Origin of the sequence: Dokdonia ponticola (genome assembly GCF_042653865.1) — a bacterium.
In the GTDB taxonomy this organism is placed as follows: Bacteria; Bacteroidota; Bacteroidia; order Flavobacteriales; family Flavobacteriaceae; genus Dokdonia; species Dokdonia ponticola.
Genome location: NZ_JBHSFV010000004.1, coordinates 112,426 through 134,770, shown reverse-complemented (window position 1 = coordinate 134,770; position 22,345 = coordinate 112,426). Strand labels below are relative to the sequence as shown.

Here is a 22,345-nt window from a genome sequence, read left to right as displayed (position 1 = left end):
TAACCTTTATACGCTTTCGCGAAAGCGTATAAAAAAAATTAACATTTTTTGTAACATAAATACGTTTCAATAGTCATATTGGACATCAATCGATATTATGAGAAAATTAACCATCTTATGTTTTAGTCTTCTGTTTTCTGTAGCAGGATTTTCGCAAAATAAAAAATGGACACTTCAAGAATGTGTTCAGTATGCTTTGGATAATAATATTACAATAAAACAAGCTGAGGTTGCATTGTTGACTACGGCAATCGATAAATCTGATGCAGAAGGTGCTTTTGTACCGTCTCTTAATGGAAGGGCTACTGTTTCTGAAAATACGGGTTTAAGTTTTAACCCTGTAACCAATTTACCGCAAACAGTAACGACCTTAAATGCTACAGGCGGTTTTAATGTGGGATACACGCTGTTTGATGGCCTTCGAAATATTCGTCAATTACAAAGGGCTGATTTGGCAAAAGTAGCGTCCGAGTTTAATCTAGCGAAGGCAAAAGATGATATCTCTTTATTTGTTGCAAATGCTTTTCTTGATATTATCTTAAATAAAGAGAATTTAAAAACAATCAAGGCGCAAAATGATATTACCATACAACAAATAGAACAAACACAAGAACTTGTAGACGGAGGCGTGCTTCCAGAAGGTGATTTGCTGGAAATTAAAGCAACAGCGGCTTCAGAAAGACAACGTATCGTTGCTGCTGAAAATGCTGTCATTCTTTCTAAAATTAGTTTAGCACAATTATTGGCTGTAGAAAATTATCAAGACTTTGATGTAGTAGATGGTGATTATTCAATTTTTGGAGAAGAAATTGTAAATGCTCCTGTAGAGTCTGTTATTGAAGGGGCTAAGGAGAATCGATATGAAATTAAAATTGCAGAGCAAAATCTTGAAATAGCAAAGAAAAATTTACAGATAAGCAAAGGAGCTAGATACCCTACTCTTTCTGCTTTTTTCGGATATGATACAAGATTTACTACCAATGACTTTATTGATATTCCTTTTGATACACAAATTTATAATAATGATGGGATCAACTATGGGTTGAGTCTTAACATTCCTATTATTAATGGTTTTTCAGTTAGTAATACGATAAAGCGTAATAAACTCAATATTGAGAATAATGAAATTGCTGTAAAACAAGCAAAACTTGATTTAGAGTCAACAGTATATCAGGCATATACAGCGGTAAAAGCCGCAAAAGAAAGCTATGAAGCAGCCAAAGTAGCTTTGGAATCTCAAAAACTTGCTTATGAATATGCAAAACTTAGATATGATGTGGGGCGTACCAACGCCTTTGATTTTAGTCAATCTAAGTTGCGTTATGACAATGCACAAATTGAATTAACACGATCTAAATACGATTATATATTCCGTATTAAAGTACTGGAACTCTATTTTGGAGTACCAGCGACAGAACTTAAATTCTAACCAAAATGAGTAAAAAAACATTATTTATACTTCTGGGAGTAGCCTTGGTGGTTATTTTAGGACTAATTGGTCTTAAAAAATCAGGTGTTATAAAAGGAGGTAATAAAGGAAAACTAGTCGATACAGAGTTAGTCGCACGTGCAACTATTGTAGAGACGGTAGCGGCTACTGGAAAGATACAGCCAGAGATAGAAGTAAGTATATCTTCAGAGGTGTCTGGAGAAATAATAGCACTTCCTATTGCAGAAGGTCAAGATGTGAAGAAAGGAGATCTTTTAGTGCGTATTAACCCAGATTTAGTGCAAGGAGCCCTAAATCAGGTTCAAGCAGCTTTGCAAAATTCTCGCTCTGGACTAGCACAAGCAGAGGCAAATCTAAAAGTCGCTAAGTTAAATTATGATCGTAATAAACCCTTATTTGAAAAGGGGGTAATCTCAAGATCAGATTTTGAAAGAGCTCAATCAGATTATGAGGTAGCTCAAGCCAATAAACAGAGTGCTTATTATAACGTACAAAGTGTAGCGGCACAAGTAAAACAAGCGCAAGATAACTTAGGTCGTACTTCTATTTTTGCGCCGATGGATGGTACCATATCAAAACTGAGTGTGGAGTTAGGTGAGCGTGTCGTAGGAACAGCACAAATGGCAGGAACCGAAATTGTGAGAGTTGCTAACCTTACAAATATGGAAGTTGAAGTAGACGTTAACGAAAATGATATTGTAAAAATAGAAGTAGGAGATTCTACCATTGTTGAAGTAGACGCCTATTTAAAGAGAGAATTTAAAGGGATTGTAACAGAAATAGCAAACTCGGCTGAGGCAACACTAACAGCAGATCAAGTAACCAATTTTAAAGTAAAAGTGCGTATTCTAGAAGACTCTTATAAAGATCTTCTCGAAGGAAAATCAAAGTCTTACTCGCCATTTAGACCAGGGATGACAGCTACGGTAGATATCATCACACAGAAAAGAGAAAATAGCATTGCAATTCCTATTAGTGCTATCGTTATAAAATCAGATACAAGCACAACCAAAAAAGGGAAGGCTGAAAAAGATATTAAAGACAATGACAAGAAGTTTGAATGCGTCTTTGTTAAAAATGGAGATAAAGCAACTCTTAAAGTAGTAACTACTGGAATTCAAGATGATTCTAAAATTGAGGTTTTAACTGGCTTAAGCGAAAATGATGAGATTATTACAGGGCCTTACACTTTAGTAACAAAAACACTTAAGACAGGAGACCTTGTAGAAGTTAAGAAAGATGCAGATGATTCTGAAAGAGGTAAAGATGAATGATCATGTCTAATATATTATGTATAGAAACAGCCACCACAAATTGTTCGGTGGCTTTATCTATTTATGGAGAGCAAGTAGTTTTGAAAGAGGATAATGGAATGCAGTATTCTCATGCAGAACGTTTACACCCATACATAGAAGAAGTACTTGCCTCTGCCAAAATAAATAAAAAAGAACTTACAGCTATTGCTATAAGTAAAGGTCCGGGAAGTTATACAGGATTGCGTATAGGTGTATCTGCTGCCAAAGGATTATGCTATGCATTAGGAATTCCTTTGATTTCTATTTCTACATTAAAGGCATTGTCTCATCAGGTTGTTTGTGATGAGGATTCTTATGTCGTACCCATGCTAGATGCTCGAAGAATGGAAGTGTATAGCGCTGTTTTTGACGCAAGTTATCGTCTTGTGAGACCTATTGAAGCTCAGATTCTTACAGAAAATTCTTTTCAAGAATATTTAGAAAAGAGCAAGGTGTATTTTGTTGGAAATGGGGTGTCAAAGTTTGAAGAAATTTGTCATCATCCCAATGCAGTCTTTATCAAAGAGGTATTGCCATCTGCGTCACAAATGTGTCAACTTGCTGAAGCTAAAAGGACGGCTGGAGACTATGAGGATGTTGCTTATTTTGAACCATATTATCTTAAAGATTTTATTGCAGGTGTTCCTAAATCAAAATAACAAATGCCTAAAATAATGTCGTTACATGACATAAAAAAAGCGCTCATACTTTTTGATATGAGCGCTTTTTTTATGAGAAGGTTTTGATTATGCTTCTTTTTTAATTTCGACAGCGTGTGGGTACGGAATTTCAATACCTGCTTTGTCTAGTTCAATTTTACAGTTTTCAATAGTTTGGAAATAGACATCCCAGTAATCTGCCGGCGTTGCCCAAGGGCGTACCTCGTAATTTACAGAACTATCTGCTAGTTCACCCATATTAACACTAGGAGCAGGCTCTTTCAATACCTTTTCTTGAGAAGTCATTGCTCTCATAAGCGCTTCTTTGGTTTCTTTGATATCGGCATCGTAAGAAACACCTATGGTTAAATCTACTCTTAATTCTCCTAATTCTGTGAAGTTTTTAATATTCCCATTGGATAAAGCGCCATTAGGAATAATAACAAGTTTATTACCAGGTGTAGAAATTTTGGTTGTGAAAATTTGAATTTCTTTTACAACCCCTATCTCTCCTTGCGCTTCGATTAAGTCGCCTACTTTATAAGGTCTAAAAAGCATGATTAAAACACCACCAGCAAAATTAGAAAGTGATCCTTGTAATGCAAGACCTACAGCAAGACCTGCAGCTGCTAGAATGGCAGCAAAAGAAGCGGTGTCAATACCAAGTTGCCCTAAGGTTACAATGATTAGTAGTATTAAAAGTATTGTGCGTACAAGGTTGCTTAAGAATTTTTCTAATGTAGGATCTATGTTTTTATTTTTATGAAGTAATTTTTTGAATACCTTCATAAGTTTACCTACAATCCATCTACCTATGATCCAGATGACAACAGCCATGATTATTTTTAATCCATATTCTGAGCCTTTTTCAATAGCTAAGTCAATCCATTTTTGATAGTCCTCCATAGTTTTTTATGTTTATGTTAAGACTCTAAAATTACTAAAATTGGCATAAGTGAGCCATCAACCTCTCTTTCAGAAGGATTTTTTATAAAAAAGTAAGTTTTATCGATGCCAATACGTATTACATCTATGGGATTCTATGGGCATTGTATTTAAAATGCTCTTTTATAACGGTATGGATGTAGGGATCGCTTTCGCGAAAGCGCACTAAGAATGTAGCGTTTTATAAAATTATTTATTCTCTGAACTGTGTATATGTATATCTCGTTGTGGATACGGAATAGTAATACCCGCTTCTTCAATTCTACGTTTGCCTTCTTCAAGAATGTAGAATCGTAATGACCAAAAATCATCAATAGAACACCAATACCTAAGCGATAAGTTAACGCTACTATCGCCTAGTTCCGCAAGAACAATCATAGGGAGTTTATCTTCGTCTTTGATCACAGTTTCTTGCTCGTTTACAAGATTGAGAAGAATTTCTTTGGCAAGTTTAATATCATCACCGTATGCGATTCCCCAAGTTATATTTTCACGTCTTATGCCTTCTGTAGTATAGTTTAGAATCGTTTCATTAGATAATTTTCCATTAGGAATGACCGCAAGTTGATTTCCAAAAGTGGTAAGCTTTGTGGTAAAAATGGAGATTTCTTTTACAGTTCCTTCTTGCCCTTGGGCTTTGATAAAGTCGCCTACTCTAAAGGGTTTTAAAAGAAGGATGAGAACACCACCAGCAAAATTGGCAAGTGATCCTTGAAGTGCAAGACCTATAGCGAGACCAGCAGCTCCTATAATAGCTACTAGGGAAGTGGTCTGAACTCCTAATTGTGTGATGATAACTACAAATAGGATAATTTTAAGCGACCAATTAATAAGGTCTGAAGAAAATTTTTCTAGGGTTGGATCATAATCTTTTTTAAGAAAAAACTTACGGAGTACGCGTTTAATTAATTTTATAACCCAAAGCCCAACAATTGCAATAATAAGTGCACTAACGAGTTTGGGGGCAAAATTCCATACCCATTTGATGGCTTCTTGAGCGTATTCTTGATACTGATCTAAATCTTGCATATTATTTTTTTACAAAACTATTAAGAACTTATGGGACTACCTATTTATGTGGAAAAACTTCTGCTAAAGCTTAATAAGTTTCAGCGCTTCTTCTATAGTTCTCACAGGAAGTTTACACGCGTTATTTACGCAAACATAGATAAGCGTGTTGTCCTTGAGATAGCGTCCTTCAAATATCTCTTGTGTGCTTTCTGAGGTGCTTGCAGCTATTAATTTATTAGGGAGGTAAAAGGTGTTGAGTTCTGTAAGAACTTCTTTGGCATTTTGACCCACAATCACAATCTCATAATAAGGTTGTGTATAGTTGAGATATAGATCCAACCAATTACTGAAAGAAGTAGGAGAGCGATCTATTTCTGGTTGCATGTTATTGAGCATCGTGGCTGCTGTTTGTGTATACAATTTGTCCAAATAATAATGTGAGAGGGTAAAGATATTTTTTGCCATCATGGAGTTGGAGGCAGGGATTACCTTATCTATATATGGTACATTACGACTTATTAAATCTGTATCTTGATCTGATGTGAAAAAGAACATGCTGTTTGTTTTATCCTGAAAATGTACAAAAGTATAGTCTGTTAGTTGTTTAGCGCGCTCTAGCCAAATTGAATCTGCAGTGACCTCAAAGAGTGCTATAAAAGCGTCTATTGTACTTGCGTAATCTTCCAAATATCCATTGATGCTACTTTTCCCGTTTTTATAGTTTCGGTTAAGACCTCCATCTTCACGGATCATCTTATTTACTATAAAAGTTGCATTTTTAAGTGCCGCATCTAGAAATTTCTGATCATTAAATACACGATATGCATCTGTATATCCTTTTGTCATAAGCCCATTCCATCCAGTAAGTATTTTATCATCTAGGCGTGGTCTTTCTTTATTGCTTTCGCGAAAGCGTAACAAGACCTCTTTCCATTGAGTTTTCTTTTTCTTAAAATCTGAGAGTGAGATCCCTTGTTTTGCTACAAAATCTTTATCTGATTCTCGTCGAATCAGCACATAATTATCTTTCTCCCATTTTCCAAAATCATTGATATTGTAGTAGGCTGCAAATAGCTCAAAGTCTTCCTTCAAAATAGTTTTTAAGGTCGTCTCTGTCCATACATAATAGGCGCCTTCTTCTAATGCTCCTTCCGGGGTGAGACTATCTGCATCTAGTGCGCTGTAAAAACCACCTTCTTCTGTGGTCATTTCACGGGCAACATAGTCTAACGTTTGATATACGGTCTCTTTATATAGTTCTTTTTGAGTGAGAAGATAGGCGTCGCTGTAAAGGCTTACCAATTGGGCATTGTCATACAGCATTTTTTCAAAATGTGGGATGTGCCATTTTTTATCGGTACTATATCTTGAAAAACCACCTCCTATGTGGTCATTTATCCCGCCATAGGCCATCTTTTCTAGGGTAGTATTTACATACTGTAAGATGGTTGAGTCTTGTGTTTGATGCGCATAACGTACTAAGAATTGATAATTATTAGGCATCATAAATTTTGGAGCTCTATCTATCCCACCATCTTTGGTATCCCAATACGTTGACCACGTTGTCAAAGATGATGTGATGAGGGCTTCTTCAAATTGCGGTTTGTTGGGATTTGGGGTAACAATAGCTCTCGTTTTTATACCCGTAGCTAGTTTGTCTGCAAATTCTACAAGACTGTTAGGGTTTTCCTTAAAAGCAGAGGCCACTTGCTCTAGGGCATTCATCCAATCGTCTTTTGGAAAATACGTTCCTCCCCATATAGGTCTTCCGTCAGGAAGTGCGATGGCATTGAGAGGCCATCCGCCAGCTCTTCCTGTCATAAGTTCTACAGCACTCATATATATGTTATCGACATCAGGGCGTTCTTCTCGGTCCACTTTAATATTGATAAAATGATCATTCATAAAAGAAGCAACAAGCGTATCTTCAAAGCTCTCATGTTCCATTACGTGACACCAGTGACAAGACGAATACCCTATACTCACTAAAATGGGTTTGTTTTCTTTTTTAGCAAGAGCTAATGTCTCTTTGTTCCAAGGCTTCCAATCTACAGGATTGTGAGCGTGTTGAAGTAAATATGGGCTTGTCTCATGTATTAGATCGTTGGTATATGCGTGCATATCTGAATCATTCTGGTTTTTACAACCCCAGAGTGCTGATAGGATGAGTAAGAATAAAAATAGCTTATATATATTCATAGGGTAAAAATACAAACAAAAAAAATCCTATCACAGGATAGGATTTTTATATATTATGTGTGGTTGCTTACTTTATTTCAAATGTAAGCCTCAGATTCACACGGTATTCTGTTACCTTATCACCGTTTACTACAGCGCTTTGTTCAGCGACATAAACAGATTTAATGTTCTTTACGGTTTTTGATGCCTGTGTAACTGCATTTTGTGTTGCGTCTTCCCAACTAGTTTGAGAACTAGATAGTACTTCTATAACTTTCATTACTGCCATAATACGTATTTTTAGATTAATATAATGATTGGACTCTAAGGTACAAATAATCAGCTAATCGTATATGGAATCACTTCATCATTAAAAATGATGCTTTTTATCTTATCCATTGATCGCTTCAACGGCATTTATGCGACCAGGTAGCATCTGTTTAAGCATATTTTCAATTCCGTTTTTAAGCGTAAATGTAGAAGAAGGACATCCACTACAAGCCCCTTGTAAGATTACAGATACGTTTTTCGTTTTTTCGTCATAGTTTTTAAATACAATATTTCCACCATCACTCGCAACAGCAGGTTTTACATATTCTTCTATGATATTTACAATCTCTTTTGAAGTGTCATCTAGGTTTTCAAAGGTAGCTTCGGCAATACTTTCTAATTGCTGTGGTGTTTTGAGCTGCTCTGCGGTAACGACCTCTTTTCCATCTTGAATAAAATTTCGGATGAATTCACGAGTCTCCGTAACCACTTCATCCCAGTTTGCCATTTCATATTTTTGGACGCTGACGTAGTTTTCATCAAAAAAAACTTCCTTTACAAACGGAAAGTGAAAGAGTGCTTTAGCAAGAGGTGCATGCGCTGTATCATCGATAGTTTTAAACTCAAAAGGTGATGTCACCAATTTTTTGTTTGCTACGAACTTTAAGGTAGAAGGATTTGGAGTGCTCTCTGCATATACAGTAACAGGAATCTTTTTTGCAGCAATATCTTCAATAATAATGACACCATTATCATTTAAAAAGTCCTCTATTTGTTGTGAAACTTCGTTTTGTATATCAATCCATTCTACAATATTGTACTTTTCTATTGCTATAAAGTTTTGAGCAATATAGACCGTTTTTACAAAAGGGAGGTAAAATAATTGTTGTGCCAGAGGTGAATTTGCAGCTTCATCTATATTATGAAACTCATAGCTATTATGGTTTACCAAAAATTGGTCGGCTTGAAATTTTTTAATTGCTGGGTTTGACGTTCCCTCAACAGTAATACTATATGTAGACATTACAATAATTTTTATGCAAAGGTAGGTATTATGCCTGTTTATATCACTATCCAATCAAATCATAAATAGTGCAAAGGGGATTTTGCTAAAGGCGAATAACGTTAAAAAAGCATTAGATCATTCAATAAATAAATAAAATTGCCGTTATGCAATGCATAGGTAGGCAATTTATAGAGTAAATACCTATATTTACGCCCCTTTGAAAACTACATTTTCATGAAAAGAATCCTACATTTCTTATCATTAAGAAAGAATCTATCTTACATATTCACATATGTTGTGTGTGATTTCAGGATACCTGATTTTTTATATGCACTATTCAATTGCATAATGCCTGTTAAATCTCTACGCTTTAATACAAAAATTTATATATTTGAATGTTACAGTACTTCACGTACGTCTCTTATTGCTGTAAATACCTTGCCATTTACACATAATAAGTCGATACTTAGGCCTGTGTTACAAAAAAAGTAGTCCCATGAATTTAAAAAAATACTATATTATATTGGCATTATTTTGCTCGCAATTTGTTGTTGCTCAGGAAGGTTTGCCTGTATTTTTAGATTATCTTCAAGATAACCTTTATTTACTTCATCCATCTATGGCGGGAGCTTCAAAAACATCCAAGCTCAGAGGTACAGTTCGTGGTCAATGGGCAGGTGTTGAAGATTCTCCTGCATTGCAAACAATAAGCTTAAATGGGCGAATAGGTGAGAAAGTAGGCGTAGGAGGTATTTTATTCAATGATTCCAACGGATTTTTTTCTCAACAAGGAGCGTATGCAACGTTTGCTTATCATTTATTGCTTTCGCGAAATTATGTAGATCTTAATCAACTTTCATTTGGTTTAAGTGTTGGAGTGATACAAGGAAAATTAGATGAAACAAATTTTGATCTTACTGATTTTGATCCAGTTATTGCGGGTATAGAGCAATCAGATTCATATCTGAATGTAGATTTCGGAATGTCTTATAATTTTGTGGACTTCTTTGCTCATTTTACGGTTAAAAATGTACTTCCTGCCAATAGAGATCGATTTAACGAAGCATTTGAGCCAAATAATCAACGTAGGTATATCGTGTCTATGGGGTATGTGATATCCCCTAATTTTTCAGATTGGAGTTTTGAGCCCTCTGTGTTGTTTCAAGCTACTGAGAGAACTGGAGAAGCTAACTTTGATTTGAATGCAAAAGCATACTATAAACTAGATTGGGGAAGATTATGGGGAGGCATTTCCTATAGAAGAAGCCTTGATGGTGCAGAGTTTACGCCAAATGGTGAAACTGTAGATATCCAAAAAACACAATTTGTAAGTCCATTCGTAGGAGGGTCTTACGATCGATTCCTGTTTGGATATACGTATTCTAACCAAACTAATGCTGTCACATTAACAAATGGAGGCTTCCATCAATTAACGCTTGGATATAATCTAGGAGAAAATAAAGACCCTTATGATTGTAATTGTCCAGCTGTGAATTAATAAAGAAATCATATAAAATAAGTAAACCCGTTTGTTATAATAACAAACGGGCTTACTATTTATACCCATTTTATGACTATTCTTTTGAAGCCATAAGAGCTAGGAACTTATCAAGATTAGGTAAAATGATAATACGTGTTCTTCGATTTATAGATCGATGCTCTTCACTATCGTTGGGCACTATCGGCATATAGCTGCTCCTTCCGGCGGCAATCAATTTTGAAGGGTCTACTTGATAGTTGTTTTGTAACTCTCTAATGATAGCTGTAGCTCGTTCTACACTTAATTCCCAGTTATCCCTTACATAGGCACCTGGTTTTATCGTTTGATCATCTGTATGTCCTTCTACCATTACTTCTATAGCAGGTTCTGAGTTGACAACATCGGCAATTCTTTTTAGCAATGCATCTGCTTCTTTGTTTACTTTATAACTTCCTGACTTGAATAATAACTTGTCAGAAATAGAAATCATCACAACAGTTTCATCTATATCTATTGAGATATCATCACTTTCCATGTTGTCTGTGACACCCTGATCAAGATTTCGCTTTAAGTTGTATGACAAAGCTAGATTCATAGAGTCTTCTAATGTGATTGCTTTTGCAAGTTCTGCTTGATTAACATTTTTTAATGTTTCTGTCATTTGCTTTTTAACGTCATTAGATATAACAGCTCCATTGTTTGTTCTGTCTAATTTTTGATCGTTAGAAACTGTAAGTTGGTTATTAATATCTTTTAAAGAATTAATTTTAGAATTATACTCTGTAACACGCGCTTGAATAGCTCCGTACTTATTTTCTAGTGCTTCTTTTTCTACTTGAGTTTTTGAAAGTGTGACTTTGGTTGTGTCATACTCTGACTGGAGCGCTACAAACTTCTTTTTTGAGACACAAGAAATAAGCAATAAAGCAGTCATCGAGATAATTAAAAACGTTTTTTTCATTTCAATTTGGGTTTAAATGGTTTCACTACGTGTAATAGGTAGCTTTTATCGTTATGTTTTTATATACGTTACTACTAGTAGGTTTGGTTTTTTTAATTTTTCTAAAAGTTAAAAGCGTACACTCATTTGTATACGCTTTTTTATAGTTGTAAGGTAATAAGTGTCTGTTATTCCCATGTATAATTCTTTCGTTTAGCTTGTGTCTTGATCGCTTCTATCATAGCATTTCGTAATTGATTATCATCTTTTTTAGTTTGTGCTGCTACATAAGATATACGTTGGCTATTAAGTTGTGCTATTTCTTTCTGTATGGCTTCTCTTTCTTTTCTTTTTGTGGCGATGTAGACTTTCATTTCAGATGTAGATTTACCTTTAAGTTCTTCAGGAAGATCTTTTTCATCTAACTTTTCGTAACTGAATCCTTCTTCTTTTTCTGCATCAACTAAGTCCCAGCTACTATTTTTATAAAAATGAGAACTTTTACTTACTGCTCTTTTTACTGCATTTGCTGCTCCGTATTCACTTGCGTTATCATCTTGTTGTGACTGTAATGCCATTTTATCTTCTGCGAGTCTACCATATCCAATGTAGGTGTTATTTAACGCTTTATTTTTTTCTAAAATAGCTTGATCATAAGGAGACGGTATATGCACCGTTCGCTTGTCGTGATTAATAGCAATGTAATTTCCTTTTGCAGATTCTGCTCCATCTTTCCAATGAGTGCGGGCACCTGTGTTGTAATCTCCACAAAATATAGTATTAATGGTGACATCTTTTTCACACGCATTTACAGAAGCATCTTGATAACGAACAGGTCCCTGATCAAATGGTTCGTTACCTGCTATAAAAATAAGATTGAGATCATTTTTTTGAATTCCCCAATTTAATTGGTCTAACGATACTTGAATTACTTTTCCACAATATTCATTTCCTCCGTTAGTTGTGAGGCCAAATAAGTTTTTTGAGATCTCATCAAGGTCATTACTAAAAGCATTTACTTGTCTTATAAAACCCTCTCTGGCATTAAGCCCGTCATTTCCATATTCATATAAAGCGATTTGCAAAGAAGGCTTATCTTTTGATCCACATTTTGCATATGATAATTCATTTACGAGTTCCCATAATTGTGCTTTTGCTTGGTCTATGAGTCCATCCATACTATTAGAAGTGTCTAATAGAAGCGCAACTCTAATGACGTTTGTCTCTGGTTCTAGATGGGTAACAATTGTACTTTTAGGTGCGTGTAATCTTTTTTGATTTTTCCCCGTAATCACAGGTGTTGTATAAAAATAAGAGGATAGTACAAATAATGATGTTAGTAAAATGGATACAGTCTTCATAGTCGTTTGTGTATTTTGATGAATATGATGTAAATCTAAAGGCATCAAAAGAGGATAAAAATTCAAAATGAGTGAATACTTCTTTTTAATGAGTAAAATATGCTCTAGAGTGAGTGAGATTTATTTTCGAGACCTCAAAAAGCATCTTTTGTACGACACATCTAAAATCATCATTTTTTGGTGTAGCATTTTTGCACTAAGTTTGGTCTTATGAAAAAGGTGTTTACTACATTTTATACAATACTATTAATACTCATTTGCACGAATATTTATGGGCAAGACAGGACTTCATTACCAGATAATAAAGGCCCAGAAGTCACCGTACGTGGTAGTGTTATTGATATAGAAACAATGGCACCCGTTCCTAGAGTTAATGTTGAAATTACGGGAGGCAATTATACGACAACGGGATATGACGGAGAGTTTAGAATCCGCGCACGAATTGGGGATGAACTTGTGATACGAAGCACAGACTTTGCAACTCAATATTATACGATAAAAGATAATCAGCGTATTCGAGTTGAAGTCCACTCATTATCTAATCCTGTGGTACTAGATGACTCTGAGGGTTCAGAAATACCCAAGCAAAGCTTTAATGATTATGTTCAAAAAGCAAGAGCCGTATATAAACAAGATGTGTCAGAAGGAATTGATAATATTGCATTAGCGCTAGAGATAAAAACTATTAGTGAATCTGAGAGAGCTATCGCATATGAATTATTAGCTGATATTAATACGCATTGGAAACAATATGACTTGGCAATTGCTAATTATACATCAAGCTTAAAAAGCGAATACAAAATTTCTGTAGATATAAAATTAGCTAAGGCTTATTTTAATAATAAAAATTATCAAGAAAGTATTGACCTCTATAAGGTCTTGTCTAAAAAAGAGTTGTCTTTTCAGGAAAGCTTAAGTGTAGTCGAGGGTTTAGGAGATACCTATAAGGCAACAGCAGATTACACTAAAGCAATTGAACAATATACTAAAGCAGAACATATCGCAACAGACGCTAATCTAGTATCTGTTGCGACTAGATTAAACACGAAAATAGCAGCGTCTTATGATTTGATCGGAAATGGTCAGAAAGCGGTCAGTTCTTATAACAAAGCGTTGGATTTATCTAGTAAAGAAAACTCTGAGAGTACTGTAAGATCTAAGGTGAAAGTAGCCGATTATTACAATTCTAGGAGACAATTTGACGAGGAAATAAAACTTCGTAAAGAAGTATTAGAAGGGTTAAGTAAGGTAAATACAGATTCTATTTCAAATGATGATATACTTACTCCTCAGAAACAAAATTATAAAATCGCTAGTGCTTATGTAGATCAAAGAAAGCTAGACGAAGCTATTCCTTTTTTTGAAAAAAGTATAGATGAAGCGATCAACAAAAATGACCTTGTCGTCGAAAAAGATGCTACTAGACGACTTTCAGAGCTGTATAGAGACAAAGAAGACTTTGATAAAGCAGCAGAGAGTTATGAGCGTTACAAATCGCTTGTAGATCAGGGATATGTTGTGAAAGAACAAGAATTAGCATCTGCAGCACGACTTGGAAAAATTGTAGCTGAAAAACAAAATCGAATCTTAAGTCTTGAAAAAGATAGAGAGCTCAATGAAGAGCGTTATGATCTAGCTTTTGAAAAACAAAAAATAATTGATGAGCGCACTAATACAAACCGATTGATTATCGGATCTTTACTTATAGTTGCTCTTTCACTTCTTATTGCAGCATTAGCTATGTATCGTAGTTCAAAAAGGCAGAAATATGCTAATAATTTATTAGCCCTTAAAGGGCTTCGGTCTCAAATGAACCCTCACTTTATATTTAATGCACTTAACTCTGTCAATAGTTTTATTGCTACTAATGATGAGCGTACTGCAAATAAATATCTTTCTGATTTTTCGAGTCTTATGAGATCTGTACTAGAAAACAGTGAAGAAGATTTTATACCACTTTCAAGTGAGATAGAACTCATTAAAAAATATACAATGCTAGAGCATTTCAGATTTAAAGATAAATTTGATTATACACTCACAGTAGACAAAGACCTTGATATAGACGAGTTTCAAATACCTCCAATGCTATTACAACCCTATGTTGAGAATGCAGTATGGCACGGCATGAGATATAAAGAAGAAAAAGGATTGTTACATATCCATTTTAGTCAAAAAGATGATCAAACCGCCGTTATTACTGTAACAGATAATGGAGTAGGAAGAGAGCGCAGTAAGACCATGAAAACAGATAATCAGAAAAAGCAGAAATCTAAAGGAATGGGGAATATCAAGAAGCGTATCGCTATACTTAATGAAATGTATGGAGATCGGGTAGATGTCGCTATTACAGATGTTTTTGAAACCGGAGAAGGAACTAAAGTAACGCTAACACTAAAAAAGGACTAACCATGCAAACCCTTAAAACAATTATTGTAGAAGATGAAGAAGTGAGTAGAGATATTTTACGTAATTATCTTCAGAAATACTGTCCTAAAATTGAGCTTGTTGGCGAAGCTTCCAATATAGAAGAAGGACTTAGTCTGATTCGCAATCAAACCTTAGATTTAGTTTTCTTGGATGTGGAAATGCCACATGGAAACGCATTTGATCTATTAGAGCAAGTAGGAGATCGTAGTTTTGAGACCGTCTTTGTTACTGCCTATAATCAGTATGCGATAGAGGCGTTAAATACACATGCCTCTTATTATTTATTAAAGCCAATTTCTATAGACGAACTCATAAAAGCAGTAGATTATGTAGTCCAGATTAAAGAAAAAGAAAATGCATTAGAAGATAAAGTTCTTACTGCATTTAGCTCTGACAAGCAAGGTAAAATAACGATTCCGGTGCAAGATGGTTTTGAAGTACTGGAAGCCGCTTCTATTTTATACTGCCAGGCCGATGATAATTACACCCAAATATTCCTCACAGGAGGAGGAAAAAAACTAGTTAGTAAAACCCTTAAGTATTTTCAAGATGCTTTAACAGACTTTGGATTTGCGAGAGTGCATAAGTCATATTTAGTCAATATTAATGAAGTGACTGGCTACCGAAAAGGTAAAGGCGGCACTGTGGTATTAAGTTCGGGGAAAGAGGTGATGGTTTCTGCCTCTCAAAAAGCAAACTTGCTGGCGTACTTCAAATAAGTTTCAAAAGTCTTTATAAGCTACTTGAATAACTGTTTTAAGAGGGATTTGTTCGCTTTCGCGAAAGCGGACTATGATATCTTCAAGTATATCAATAGTGCCATTAGAATAAATGTAATGCTTTGCAGGCTGAGTAATTTCTGTGCGTATTATTTTTTTTTGCTCTAATATTGCTTTTGTTTGTCTTGCGACCGCCTCTCCAGAGTCAATAATGGATACCTGGCTTGGTAATAATTCTTTGAGTATGGGAAGAAGAAAAGGGTAGTGACTGCATCCTAAGACGAGATAATCAATATTAGCCTCGATCATAGGAGCTAGATAGGTAGTGAGTAATGCCCTAGTTTCAGGACTGTTTATTTTTCCTTGCTCAATTAAAGGAACTAGTCCTGTGCCTATCACTTCTATAGTTTTAATTTCTTGTGTGTATCGTTTTGAAGTACTTGAAAACAGGCGGCTGTTGAGTGTTCCTTTGGTTGCTAGGATACCGATACTTTTACTTTTAGATTGCAAGGCCGCAGGTTTAATGGCGGGTTCTATTCCAATGAATTGGATAGGGTAGTTAGCTCTTAAATAATCGATGGAGTTTGTTGTAGCGGTATTGCAAGCCACTACAATAATCTTTGCGCCTAATGCTATAAGTTTTTCAGTGTTTTTAATACATAATTGGGTGATCTCATCTTGAGATTTTTCTCCGTAGGGAGCATTTTTACTATCAGCTAAATAGATGGTAGATTCTAGGGATAGTAATTGAATAATTTCTTTCCATATAGAAATACCTCCTATTCCGCTGTCAAACACACCGATGTATTGATCCTTTTGCATAGGGCTAAAATAAAAAACTGCCTTCTATTGAAGGCAGTTTTTATAAACTTTCGCTTTAAGCGAACTACTAGTAATGTATTAGATGCCTAAATCTGCTTTTACATCTTTCATAAGATCGTATCCATCTGCCATGATTACTCCCGCAGCTCCAGGTGTTGAGTCAAGAACAAATAGAAATCCTTTTGCTCTAGCCACTTTTTGAATTGTTACACGGGCTTTCTCGAGGATAGGTTTTAATAACTCTTGCTCTTGCTGACGTAGCTTTGTGTATGCATTTTGCTCGTATGCATTAATTTGCTGCATAGTTTCTTGTACTTCTCTTTGACGAGCAATATTGGTCTCATCAGTTTGTGTTGCCACTTCACGACCGTATCTTTCAGATGTTTTCTGAAGTTCAGCTTTCATTTCTTGTAACTGTGCTGCATATGATTTTTGAGCTTTTTCCAGTTCAGCATTTGCGGCTACATAGCTAGGCATTGCTTCTACTAACTCTTGCGTGTTAATATGCGCAATTTTTGATTCTTGAGCTTGTATGGCGCTAGTCATTCCTATTACTAGAGCTATGGCTACGAATACTTTTTTCATGTGTTTCATTGTAATCTAATTAAAGTTAAGTGTGTTATAGTTATAAAATATTGGGTTATAAAATACCTCCAACTATGATCATCTTCTTTTTGGAGGATTTGGAATACTATCTGTTTTTTTCTTTCGGGATTCTAAAACAGAATCTTTTTTTCTCTGGCGTTCTGCTAATAGCGCATCTTTTTTCTTTTGACGTTCTGCTAGGATAGAGTCTTTTCTTTTTTGACGTGCTTCTATAAGTTGTTGTTGTTTTGCTTTTTTCTCTTCTGCTGTTTCATTTCCTGTGCTTCTGCCAGATGCTTCTGCTCTGGCTGCTTTTAAAGCGTCTATGGAATCTTTTCTTTTTTGTCGTTCTTCTAAAATACGTTGTCTTCTTTCTTCAAAAGCTTTATTGCGCGCATCTTTTTCTTCTTGTCGTTGTTTTGCTTTTTCTTCTATTAAAGCTTCTCGCTCTGCTTTCTTGTCGTCTATTGCTTTTTGGCGCTCTTGTGTTGCTTTATCTTGCTCTACCGTTTTTGCTTCATCTCTGTCAAAAGAATCTTCTTCTTTTTTATTGTTTATTTGTTTACGCTTTGCAGATCTCGTGATGCTTCTTAAAACTTGGTCACTTATATCTAAGCGATCTGCCACATATAATATTCCAGCTTCAGACTTTCTTAAAACAACATCAAATTTTTTGTTTTTTGAAATTTCTTGTACAGAATTAAAAACTTGATCTTGTATTGGTTCTATTAATTGGCGTTTTTGTATAGCTAAATCTCCTCCTGGACCAAAGCGTTTTTGTTGATATTCAAAAATTTGTTCTTCTTCATAAGTGATTTCTTCTTCACGCTCTTCTATAAGCTCTTTGGTAAGCAATACACGTTCATTTTGTAATTGCTTTTTCATTTCTTCGATCTCACTTATTTTTTTTTCAATTTCGCTCTTCCACTTTTTAACTTTTGAATCTAGTTGAGAAGATGCTTCTTGGTATTCAGGAACATTTTCAAGGATGTAGTCCATATTAATATAGCCTACACGGATACCTCGTTGTGCTTGAGCAACAAGGCTCACAAAAAAAAGTGATGCAAAAAAGAAAAAAACTTTTGTTTTCATATTGGTTATAATAGCGTTAGAAATAATCGTGCCAAAATTAAAACTGCTGTCCAATGATAAAGTGCGTTTCCCATCCGTTAGGCTGTATCAGCCCTGGGATAGGATCAAATCCATATCCGAAATCCAGCCCTAATAATCCAAAGGCAGGCATAAATATACGAATTCCTGCACCAGCAGATCTATTCAATTGAAACGGATTATAGTCCCTAAAATTGTCATAGGTGGCTCCTCCTTCAACAAAAGCTAGTGTGTAGATGGTTGCAGCTTGGCTAAATGTTATAGGATAACGAAGTTCTAAACTAAATTTATTATAAATGGTAGCCCCATCATTATTGTTTGCTGTAGTTGCTGCTCCCCTATCTAATGGCGTTACAGATTGGTTAGGATATCCTCTTAAACGGATGATCTCACGTCCATCTAGTGCAAAACCTCCTAGTCCATCTCCTCCTAAGAAGAAACGTTCAAACGGTGGGATACCTCTATCGTTGTTATAGGCACCTAACCAACCAAATTCAAGGTTAGATTGCAATACAAATTTAGCAGGAAGACTTGTATACCATTTTCCATTAAATTTTACTTTGTAAAATTCTAGAAAATTAAATCGCTCTTGATCTATCTCTGCTAGTGCATTTGAATCTTGATTTTCTAGTGCAACTACTCTGTCCTCAGCCAACGCTTTATAGTCTACATTATTAAATAGTGAATAGGGAGGAGTTAACTTTGCTGTAATACTCCATTCTGACCCAGATATTGGGAATATTGGATTGTTAGCTGTATTGTTTCTACTAAGCCCTATAGTATATCCTAAGTTTTTAGAAGAACCATTTCCAAAAGTAAATAGTCCTGTATTAAAATTAACTAAGTTGAAATTCTGATAACTAATAGCGTGTGAGAGTGTAAAGTCTCTGTCTGGCCAAGATAAACGTTTTGCTAAACCAATCGATCCTCCTGTGATGATGTTTTTACTATCCCTATTTACTCGATCTCTTGCGCTGGTTGCATTGTTGTTAAATTGAAATTGTATAGTATGCGATAGGGATACCGATAACTGTACGGGTTTTTTACCTCCAAACCAAGGATCTGTAAGAGAGATACTATACGTTTGGAAAAACTGACTCGCTTGCGCTCTTAATGAAAAACGCTGTCCGTCACCCATTGGTAAAGGTTTATATGCTTCTTTTTTGAATATATTCTGAATAGAGAAGTTATTAAAGGATAATCCTAGGGTACCTACAAAACCACCTCCACCAAAACCACCTTGTAGTTCTATCTGACTTGCGCCTTGTTCTACAACATTGTATTCTAAATCTACAGTACCTCCTATTTGATCAAAGTTTTTAAACTCAGGAGTCAATTGTTGTGGATCAAAGAAACCAAGCTGACCTAACCTACGAATGGTCGTTACAACTGCTTGTTTACTATATTGCTGTCCTGGTCTTGTAAGAAGTTCTCTGTAAATAACTTTATCTTTTGTTTTGTCATTTCCTTTGACCTCTATTCTATTAAAATAAGCAAGTTTACCTTCAGAAATTCGAACTTCAAAATTAATGGTGTCTTGATCTACGCCTGTTTCTACGGCATTGATGTTCGAAAATAAATAGCCATTGTTTTGATATAGGTTTGCAAGGTCATCTGCATCAGGATCTCCTTCTTTTTGTACACGTTCTTTTAATAAGACTCCATTATAAGTATCTCCTTTCTTCAATCCTAAACGTCTTAAGAGTGTAGCGTCAGAGAATACTGTATTTCCTATAAAATCTATATCTCCTATATAGTATTTCTTTCCTTCTTCAATCTTTAGTTTTATCGTGATATCATCATTATCATTTTTTATGATGGTATCTGATATGATGCGTGCATCTCGATATCCATTTTCTTTATATTTATTGATGACAGATTTTTTGTCATCTTCATAATCAGATTGTATGTATTTGGAACGTTTATAGATACGAAAGAAGTTTTTTCTCTTCGTATTTTTCATAGCGTTCCTAAGTTTCTTTGCTTTTAGCTTTTCGCTTCCTTCAAATATAATCTTATCTATTTTTACTCTAGAGCCCTTATCAATATTGACAACTAGATTCACTTTATTTTTTGATGTAGAGTCCTCTTTTGGAATTACATTTATAAAAGTTTTAGCATTAAAATATCCTTTTTTCTTGTAGGTATTTTCAATGTAGTTTTTTGTAGTTGTGATAAGGTTTTCGGTGACTTTAGCACCTTTGTTTAAGCCATTATCTTTGATGAAAGTAGTTCCTTTCTTTTCTTTAATTCCCTTGAACTTAATTTCATTAAGTTCAGGAACTTCTTTAATGTCAAGTTGAAGGTCAACAACATCACCCCTTATATCTGTTACGTATAAATTAATATCTGAGAATAATTCTAGATCCCATAATTTTTTTATAACATTACTTATTTTCTCTCCTGGCAGATATAAACGTTCTCCAGCGCGTAAACCAGTAAAAGTGATTACTGTGTTTTCGTTATAGGTGGAAGTCCCTGTTACCGTAATATTACCGATCTCGTACTTAACTTCAGGATCTAGAGGTAAATCTCTCTGAGCTTGTGCAACTATAGTTGTTAATAATAGTAGTACAAAAGTAATTTTTTTTAATATCAAGCTCTGATTTATTAAGTTATTTAATTTGTTCACTTGTCTTTCCAAATCTTCGTTCTCTTTTCTGGTAATTGTAAATAGCTTCATGTAAATCTGTTTTCTTAAAATCAGGCCATAATACATCTGTAAAGTAAAACTCTGCATATGCTATTTGCCATAATAAAAAATTACTCACACGTTGTTCTCCACTTGTTCTTATTAGTAAATCAACATCTGGCATGTCATGGGTGTAAAGATGCTTATTAATATAAGACTCATCAATTTCATCAGTAGAAATTATGTTATTTTTAACTTTAAGACTTATTTCTTTTACGGTTTTAAGAATTTCTTCACGAGCTCCATAGCTTAAGGCCAATGTAACTCTTAATCTTTTGTTATCTTTAGTTTGTTGTATGACTTCTCTTAGCTCTTTCTGGGCTTTCTTAGGTAATGTTTCAATATTACCTATGGCTCTTAAAGAAACATCATTCTTTTGAAGTGTTTTGATTTCCTTTTTTAAGGAAGATACGAGTAAATTCATCAAAACATCTACTTCATTTTTCGGGCGATTCCAATTTTCGGTAGAAAATGCATAAAGGGTTAGATATTCAATGCCAATTTCGGCACATCCTTCTACAGTCTCCCTTACCGCTTGTGTACCTTTTTTATGACCGGCAGCTCGCAGTAACCCTTGTTTTTTTGCCCAACGACCATTACCATCCATAATCACAGCAATGTGTCGGGGTAATTTATCGCGGTTAATTTGATCTAAAACGTCCATCTCATTATTAGAATGCGCAAAAACATGGTTTGCGTCCAAAGGTATAAGTCAAGGTAAATCCTGTAAACATATACCAGTCATCATTATTTATATTTCCAAAACGTAATGTTCCGTTGGCATCCTCTTCAGGAGCACTGCCATCTAGGTTGTCTGTTAAGGCATATCTTGCTCCTACTTCAAAAGCAAGTACAAATTTTCCGCCAATCACAGCTTTGTATCCTAGAACCATAGGGATTGCAAAATCCCAGGAGGTACCAGTTTTCTGAACATTGTTGCCATTAAGGGCTAGCTCATCGTGATTAAAATATGTAAACCCTGTATATAAATAGGGTGTAGAAGGATTTCTATCATTAAACATATCAAAATCCCAGAATGTATATTCTAGACCTAATGAAACTTCTTTTACGCTATTTTTAAAAGAATACCCTCGAAGTTGTCTTCTTGATTCATCACTTTGTGAATCTGCGCTCTCTAATTGTGTGAAAAGCGCAGTAAATCTAAAAGAATGTCTCGTACTACGATTCCATTTAAAAATACCACCTATGACAGGGGAGTTTGGAGCAATGTAACTTGTTGATCCAACATCTCCTATAAAATTTGACCCTCCAGCATACAAACCTACTTCGTACGTTTGCGCTTGAGCGTTAAAGCCTAAAAACATGGCGATTATTACAATCGTCAAATACCTCATATAGCTGTAAAAGTTTGCAAATATAACAATAATGTGCGTG

At 35.0% G+C, this 22,345-nt stretch carries 19 protein-coding genes; 6 read left to right on the top strand and 13 right to left on the bottom strand.

Annotation, left to right across the window (positions count from 1 at the left end):
* Positions 1–97 precede the first annotated feature (97 nt).
* Genes ACFO3O_RS08630 through tsaB form a run of 3 tightly spaced genes read left to right on the top strand, consistent with a single transcriptional unit; the run spans position 98 to position 3,404 of the window.
* A complete protein-coding gene (locus ACFO3O_RS08630) occupies positions 98–1,429 on the top strand; it encodes a TolC family protein (protein ID WP_379978197.1) in 1,332 nt (443 codons plus the stop codon).
* A 5-nt stretch (positions 1,430–1,434) separates the two neighbouring features.
* The gene (locus ACFO3O_RS08625) at positions 1,435–2,724 is read left to right on the top strand and encodes an efflux RND transporter periplasmic adaptor subunit (protein WP_379978196.1); all 1,290 of its coding nucleotides are present in this window, start codon (positions 1,435–1,437) and stop codon (positions 2,722–2,724) included.
* A 2-nt stretch (positions 2,725–2,726) separates the two neighbouring features.
* Positions 2,727–3,404: a tRNA (adenosine(37)-N6)-threonylcarbamoyltransferase complex dimerization subunit type 1 TsaB gene (gene tsaB / locus ACFO3O_RS08620; RefSeq protein WP_379978195.1), complete on the top strand. Its 678-nt coding sequence runs from the start codon at positions 2,727–2,729 to the stop codon at positions 3,402–3,404.
* Positions 3,405–3,491: 87 nt separating this feature from the next.
* Here tsaB and ACFO3O_RS08615 read toward each other — a convergent pair whose 3' ends face one another.
* The 5 genes from ACFO3O_RS08615 to ACFO3O_RS08595 all read right to left on the bottom strand — a co-directional run bounded on the left by ACFO3O_RS08615 (position 3,492) and on the right by ACFO3O_RS08595 (position 8,832).
* Positions 3,492–4,310 (bottom strand): mechanosensitive ion channel family protein, encoded by an 819-nt coding sequence (locus tag ACFO3O_RS08615; RefSeq protein WP_379978194.1) that lies wholly within the window; start codon positions 4,308–4,310, stop codon positions 3,492–3,494.
* A gap of 228 nt (positions 4,311–4,538) precedes the next feature.
* Complete coding sequence (locus ACFO3O_RS08610) at positions 4,539–5,378, bottom strand: mechanosensitive ion channel family protein (RefSeq protein WP_379978193.1); 840 nt, start codon at positions 5,376–5,378, stop codon at positions 4,539–4,541.
* 63 nt (positions 5,379–5,441) lie between these two features.
* A complete protein-coding gene (locus ACFO3O_RS08605; RefSeq protein ID WP_379978192.1) occupies positions 5,442–7,559 on the bottom strand; it encodes a thioredoxin domain-containing protein in 2,118 nt (705 codons plus the stop codon).
* A gap of 67 nt (positions 7,560–7,626) precedes the next feature.
* Positions 7,627–7,827: a dodecin family protein gene (locus tag ACFO3O_RS08600; RefSeq protein ID WP_379978191.1), complete on the bottom strand. Its 201-nt coding sequence runs from the start codon at positions 7,825–7,827 to the stop codon at positions 7,627–7,629.
* A 102-nt stretch (positions 7,828–7,929) separates the two neighbouring features.
* Complete coding sequence (locus ACFO3O_RS08595) at positions 7,930–8,832, bottom strand: NifU family protein (RefSeq protein ID WP_379978190.1); 903 nt, start codon at positions 8,830–8,832, stop codon at positions 7,930–7,932.
* A gap of 478 nt (positions 8,833–9,310) precedes the next feature.
* Here ACFO3O_RS08595 and ACFO3O_RS08590 point away from each other — a divergent pair, with 478 nt between their 5' ends.
* Positions 9,311–10,312 carry a PorP/SprF family type IX secretion system membrane protein gene (locus ACFO3O_RS08590; protein WP_379978189.1) on the top strand — a complete coding sequence of 334 codons (1,002 nt, stop codon included), beginning with the start codon at positions 9,311–9,313 and terminating at the stop codon, positions 10,310–10,312.
* Between the two features lie 76 nt (positions 10,313–10,388).
* Here the strand turns inward: ACFO3O_RS08590 and ACFO3O_RS08585 are convergent, their stop codons facing one another.
* On the bottom strand, positions 10,389–11,255 hold the full coding sequence (locus ACFO3O_RS08585; RefSeq protein WP_379978188.1) for an OmpA/MotB family protein: 867 nt from the start codon (positions 11,253–11,255) through the stop codon (positions 10,389–10,391).
* Positions 11,256–11,422: 167 nt separating this feature from the next.
* Complete coding sequence (locus tag ACFO3O_RS08580; RefSeq protein ID WP_379978187.1) at positions 11,423–12,595, bottom strand: VWA domain-containing protein; 1,173 nt, start codon at positions 12,593–12,595, stop codon at positions 11,423–11,425.
* Between the two features lie 210 nt (positions 12,596–12,805).
* Between ACFO3O_RS08580 and ACFO3O_RS08575 the strand changes: the two genes are divergently transcribed.
* Positions 12,806–15,001 carry a histidine kinase gene (locus ACFO3O_RS08575; protein WP_379978186.1) on the top strand — a complete coding sequence of 732 codons (2,196 nt, stop codon included), beginning with the start codon at positions 12,806–12,808 and terminating at the stop codon, positions 14,999–15,001.
* A gap of 2 nt (positions 15,002–15,003) precedes the next feature.
* On the top strand, positions 15,004–15,741 hold the full coding sequence (locus ACFO3O_RS08570) for a LytR/AlgR family response regulator transcription factor (RefSeq protein ID WP_379978185.1): 738 nt from the start codon (positions 15,004–15,006) through the stop codon (positions 15,739–15,741).
* Positions 15,742–15,744: 3 nt separating this feature from the next.
* On the opposite strand, the gene murI is transcribed toward ACFO3O_RS08570, so the two are convergent.
* The 6 genes from murI to porG all read right to left on the bottom strand — a co-directional run bounded on the left by murI (position 15,745) and on the right by porG (position 22,305).
* Complete coding sequence (gene murI / locus ACFO3O_RS08565) at positions 15,745–16,563, bottom strand: glutamate racemase (RefSeq protein WP_379978184.1); 819 nt, start codon at positions 16,561–16,563, stop codon at positions 15,745–15,747.
* A gap of 78 nt (positions 16,564–16,641) precedes the next feature.
* Positions 16,642–17,148 (bottom strand): OmpH/Skp family outer membrane protein, encoded by a 507-nt coding sequence (locus ACFO3O_RS08560; RefSeq protein WP_379978183.1) that lies wholly within the window; start codon positions 17,146–17,148, stop codon positions 16,642–16,644.
* A 78-nt stretch (positions 17,149–17,226) separates the two neighbouring features.
* Entirely contained in the window at positions 17,227–18,240 is a 1,014-nt protein-coding gene (locus ACFO3O_RS08555) for an OmpH/Skp family outer membrane protein (protein WP_379978182.1), read from the bottom strand.
* A 37-nt stretch (positions 18,241–18,277) separates the two neighbouring features.
* A complete protein-coding gene (gene bamA, locus ACFO3O_RS08550) occupies positions 18,278–20,941 on the bottom strand; it encodes an outer membrane protein assembly factor BamA (RefSeq protein ID WP_379978181.1) in 2,664 nt (887 codons plus the stop codon).
* Positions 20,874–21,614, bottom strand: a complete 741-nt coding sequence (locus tag ACFO3O_RS08545; protein ID WP_379978180.1) for an isoprenyl transferase — start codon at positions 21,612–21,614, stop codon at positions 20,874–20,876. Before ACFO3O_RS08545 ends, bamA begins: the two co-directional genes overlap by 68 nt.
* A gap of 7 nt (positions 21,615–21,621) precedes the next feature.
* Positions 21,622–22,305, bottom strand: a complete 684-nt coding sequence (gene porG / locus ACFO3O_RS08540) for a type IX secretion system protein PorG (RefSeq protein WP_379978179.1) — start codon at positions 22,303–22,305, stop codon at positions 21,622–21,624.
* Positions 22,306–22,345 lie beyond the last annotated feature (40 nt).

Coding starts and splice junctions, on each gene's coding strand:
- ACFO3O_RS08615 (WP_379978194.1), bottom strand. CDS start 4,310: ATGGAGGACTATCAAAAATGGATTGACTTAGCTATTGAAAAAGGCTCA.
- murI (WP_379978184.1), bottom strand. CDS start 16,563: ATGCAAAAGGATCAATACATCGGTGTGTTTGACAGCGGAATAGGAGGT.
- ACFO3O_RS08575 (WP_379978186.1), top strand. CDS start 12,806: ATGAAAAAGGTGTTTACTACATTTTATACAATACTATTAATACTCATT.
- ACFO3O_RS08570 (WP_379978185.1), top strand. CDS start 15,004: ATGCAAACCCTTAAAACAATTATTGTAGAAGATGAAGAAGTGAGTAGA.
- bamA (WP_379978181.1), bottom strand. CDS start 20,941: ATGAAGCTATTTACAATTACCAGAAAAGAGAACGAAGATTTGGAAAGA.
- ACFO3O_RS08585 (WP_379978188.1), bottom strand. CDS start 11,255: ATGAAAAAAACGTTTTTAATTATCTCGATGACTGCTTTATTGCTTATT.
- ACFO3O_RS08560 (WP_379978183.1), bottom strand. CDS start 17,148: ATGAAAAAAGTATTCGTAGCCATAGCTCTAGTAATAGGAATGACTAGC.
- ACFO3O_RS08590 (WP_379978189.1), top strand. CDS start 9,311: ATGAATTTAAAAAAATACTATATTATATTGGCATTATTTTGCTCGCAA.
- ACFO3O_RS08630 (WP_379978197.1), top strand. CDS start 98: ATGAGAAAATTAACCATCTTATGTTTTAGTCTTCTGTTTTCTGTAGCA.
- ACFO3O_RS08555 (WP_379978182.1), bottom strand. CDS start 18,240: ATGAAAACAAAAGTTTTTTTCTTTTTTGCATCACTTTTTTTTGTGAGC.
- ACFO3O_RS08625 (WP_379978196.1), top strand. CDS start 1,435: ATGAGTAAAAAAACATTATTTATACTTCTGGGAGTAGCCTTGGTGGTT.
- ACFO3O_RS08580 (WP_379978187.1), bottom strand. CDS start 12,595: ATGAAGACTGTATCCATTTTACTAACATCATTATTTGTACTATCCTCT.
- ACFO3O_RS08595 (WP_379978190.1), bottom strand. CDS start 8,832: ATGTCTACATATAGTATTACTGTTGAGGGAACGTCAAACCCAGCAATT.
- ACFO3O_RS08600 (WP_379978191.1), bottom strand. CDS start 7,827: ATGGCAGTAATGAAAGTTATAGAAGTACTATCTAGTTCTCAAACTAGT.
- ACFO3O_RS08610 (WP_379978193.1), bottom strand. CDS start 5,378: ATGCAAGATTTAGATCAGTATCAAGAATACGCTCAAGAAGCCATCAAA.
- ACFO3O_RS08545 (WP_379978180.1), bottom strand. CDS start 21,614: ATGGACGTTTTAGATCAAATTAACCGCGATAAATTACCCCGACACATT.
- ACFO3O_RS08605 (WP_379978192.1), bottom strand. CDS start 7,559: ATGAATATATATAAGCTATTTTTATTCTTACTCATCCTATCAGCACTC.
- tsaB (WP_379978195.1), top strand. CDS start 2,727: ATGTCTAATATATTATGTATAGAAACAGCCACCACAAATTGTTCGGTG.
- porG (WP_379978179.1), bottom strand. CDS start 22,305: ATGAGGTATTTGACGATTGTAATAATCGCCATGTTTTTAGGCTTTAAC.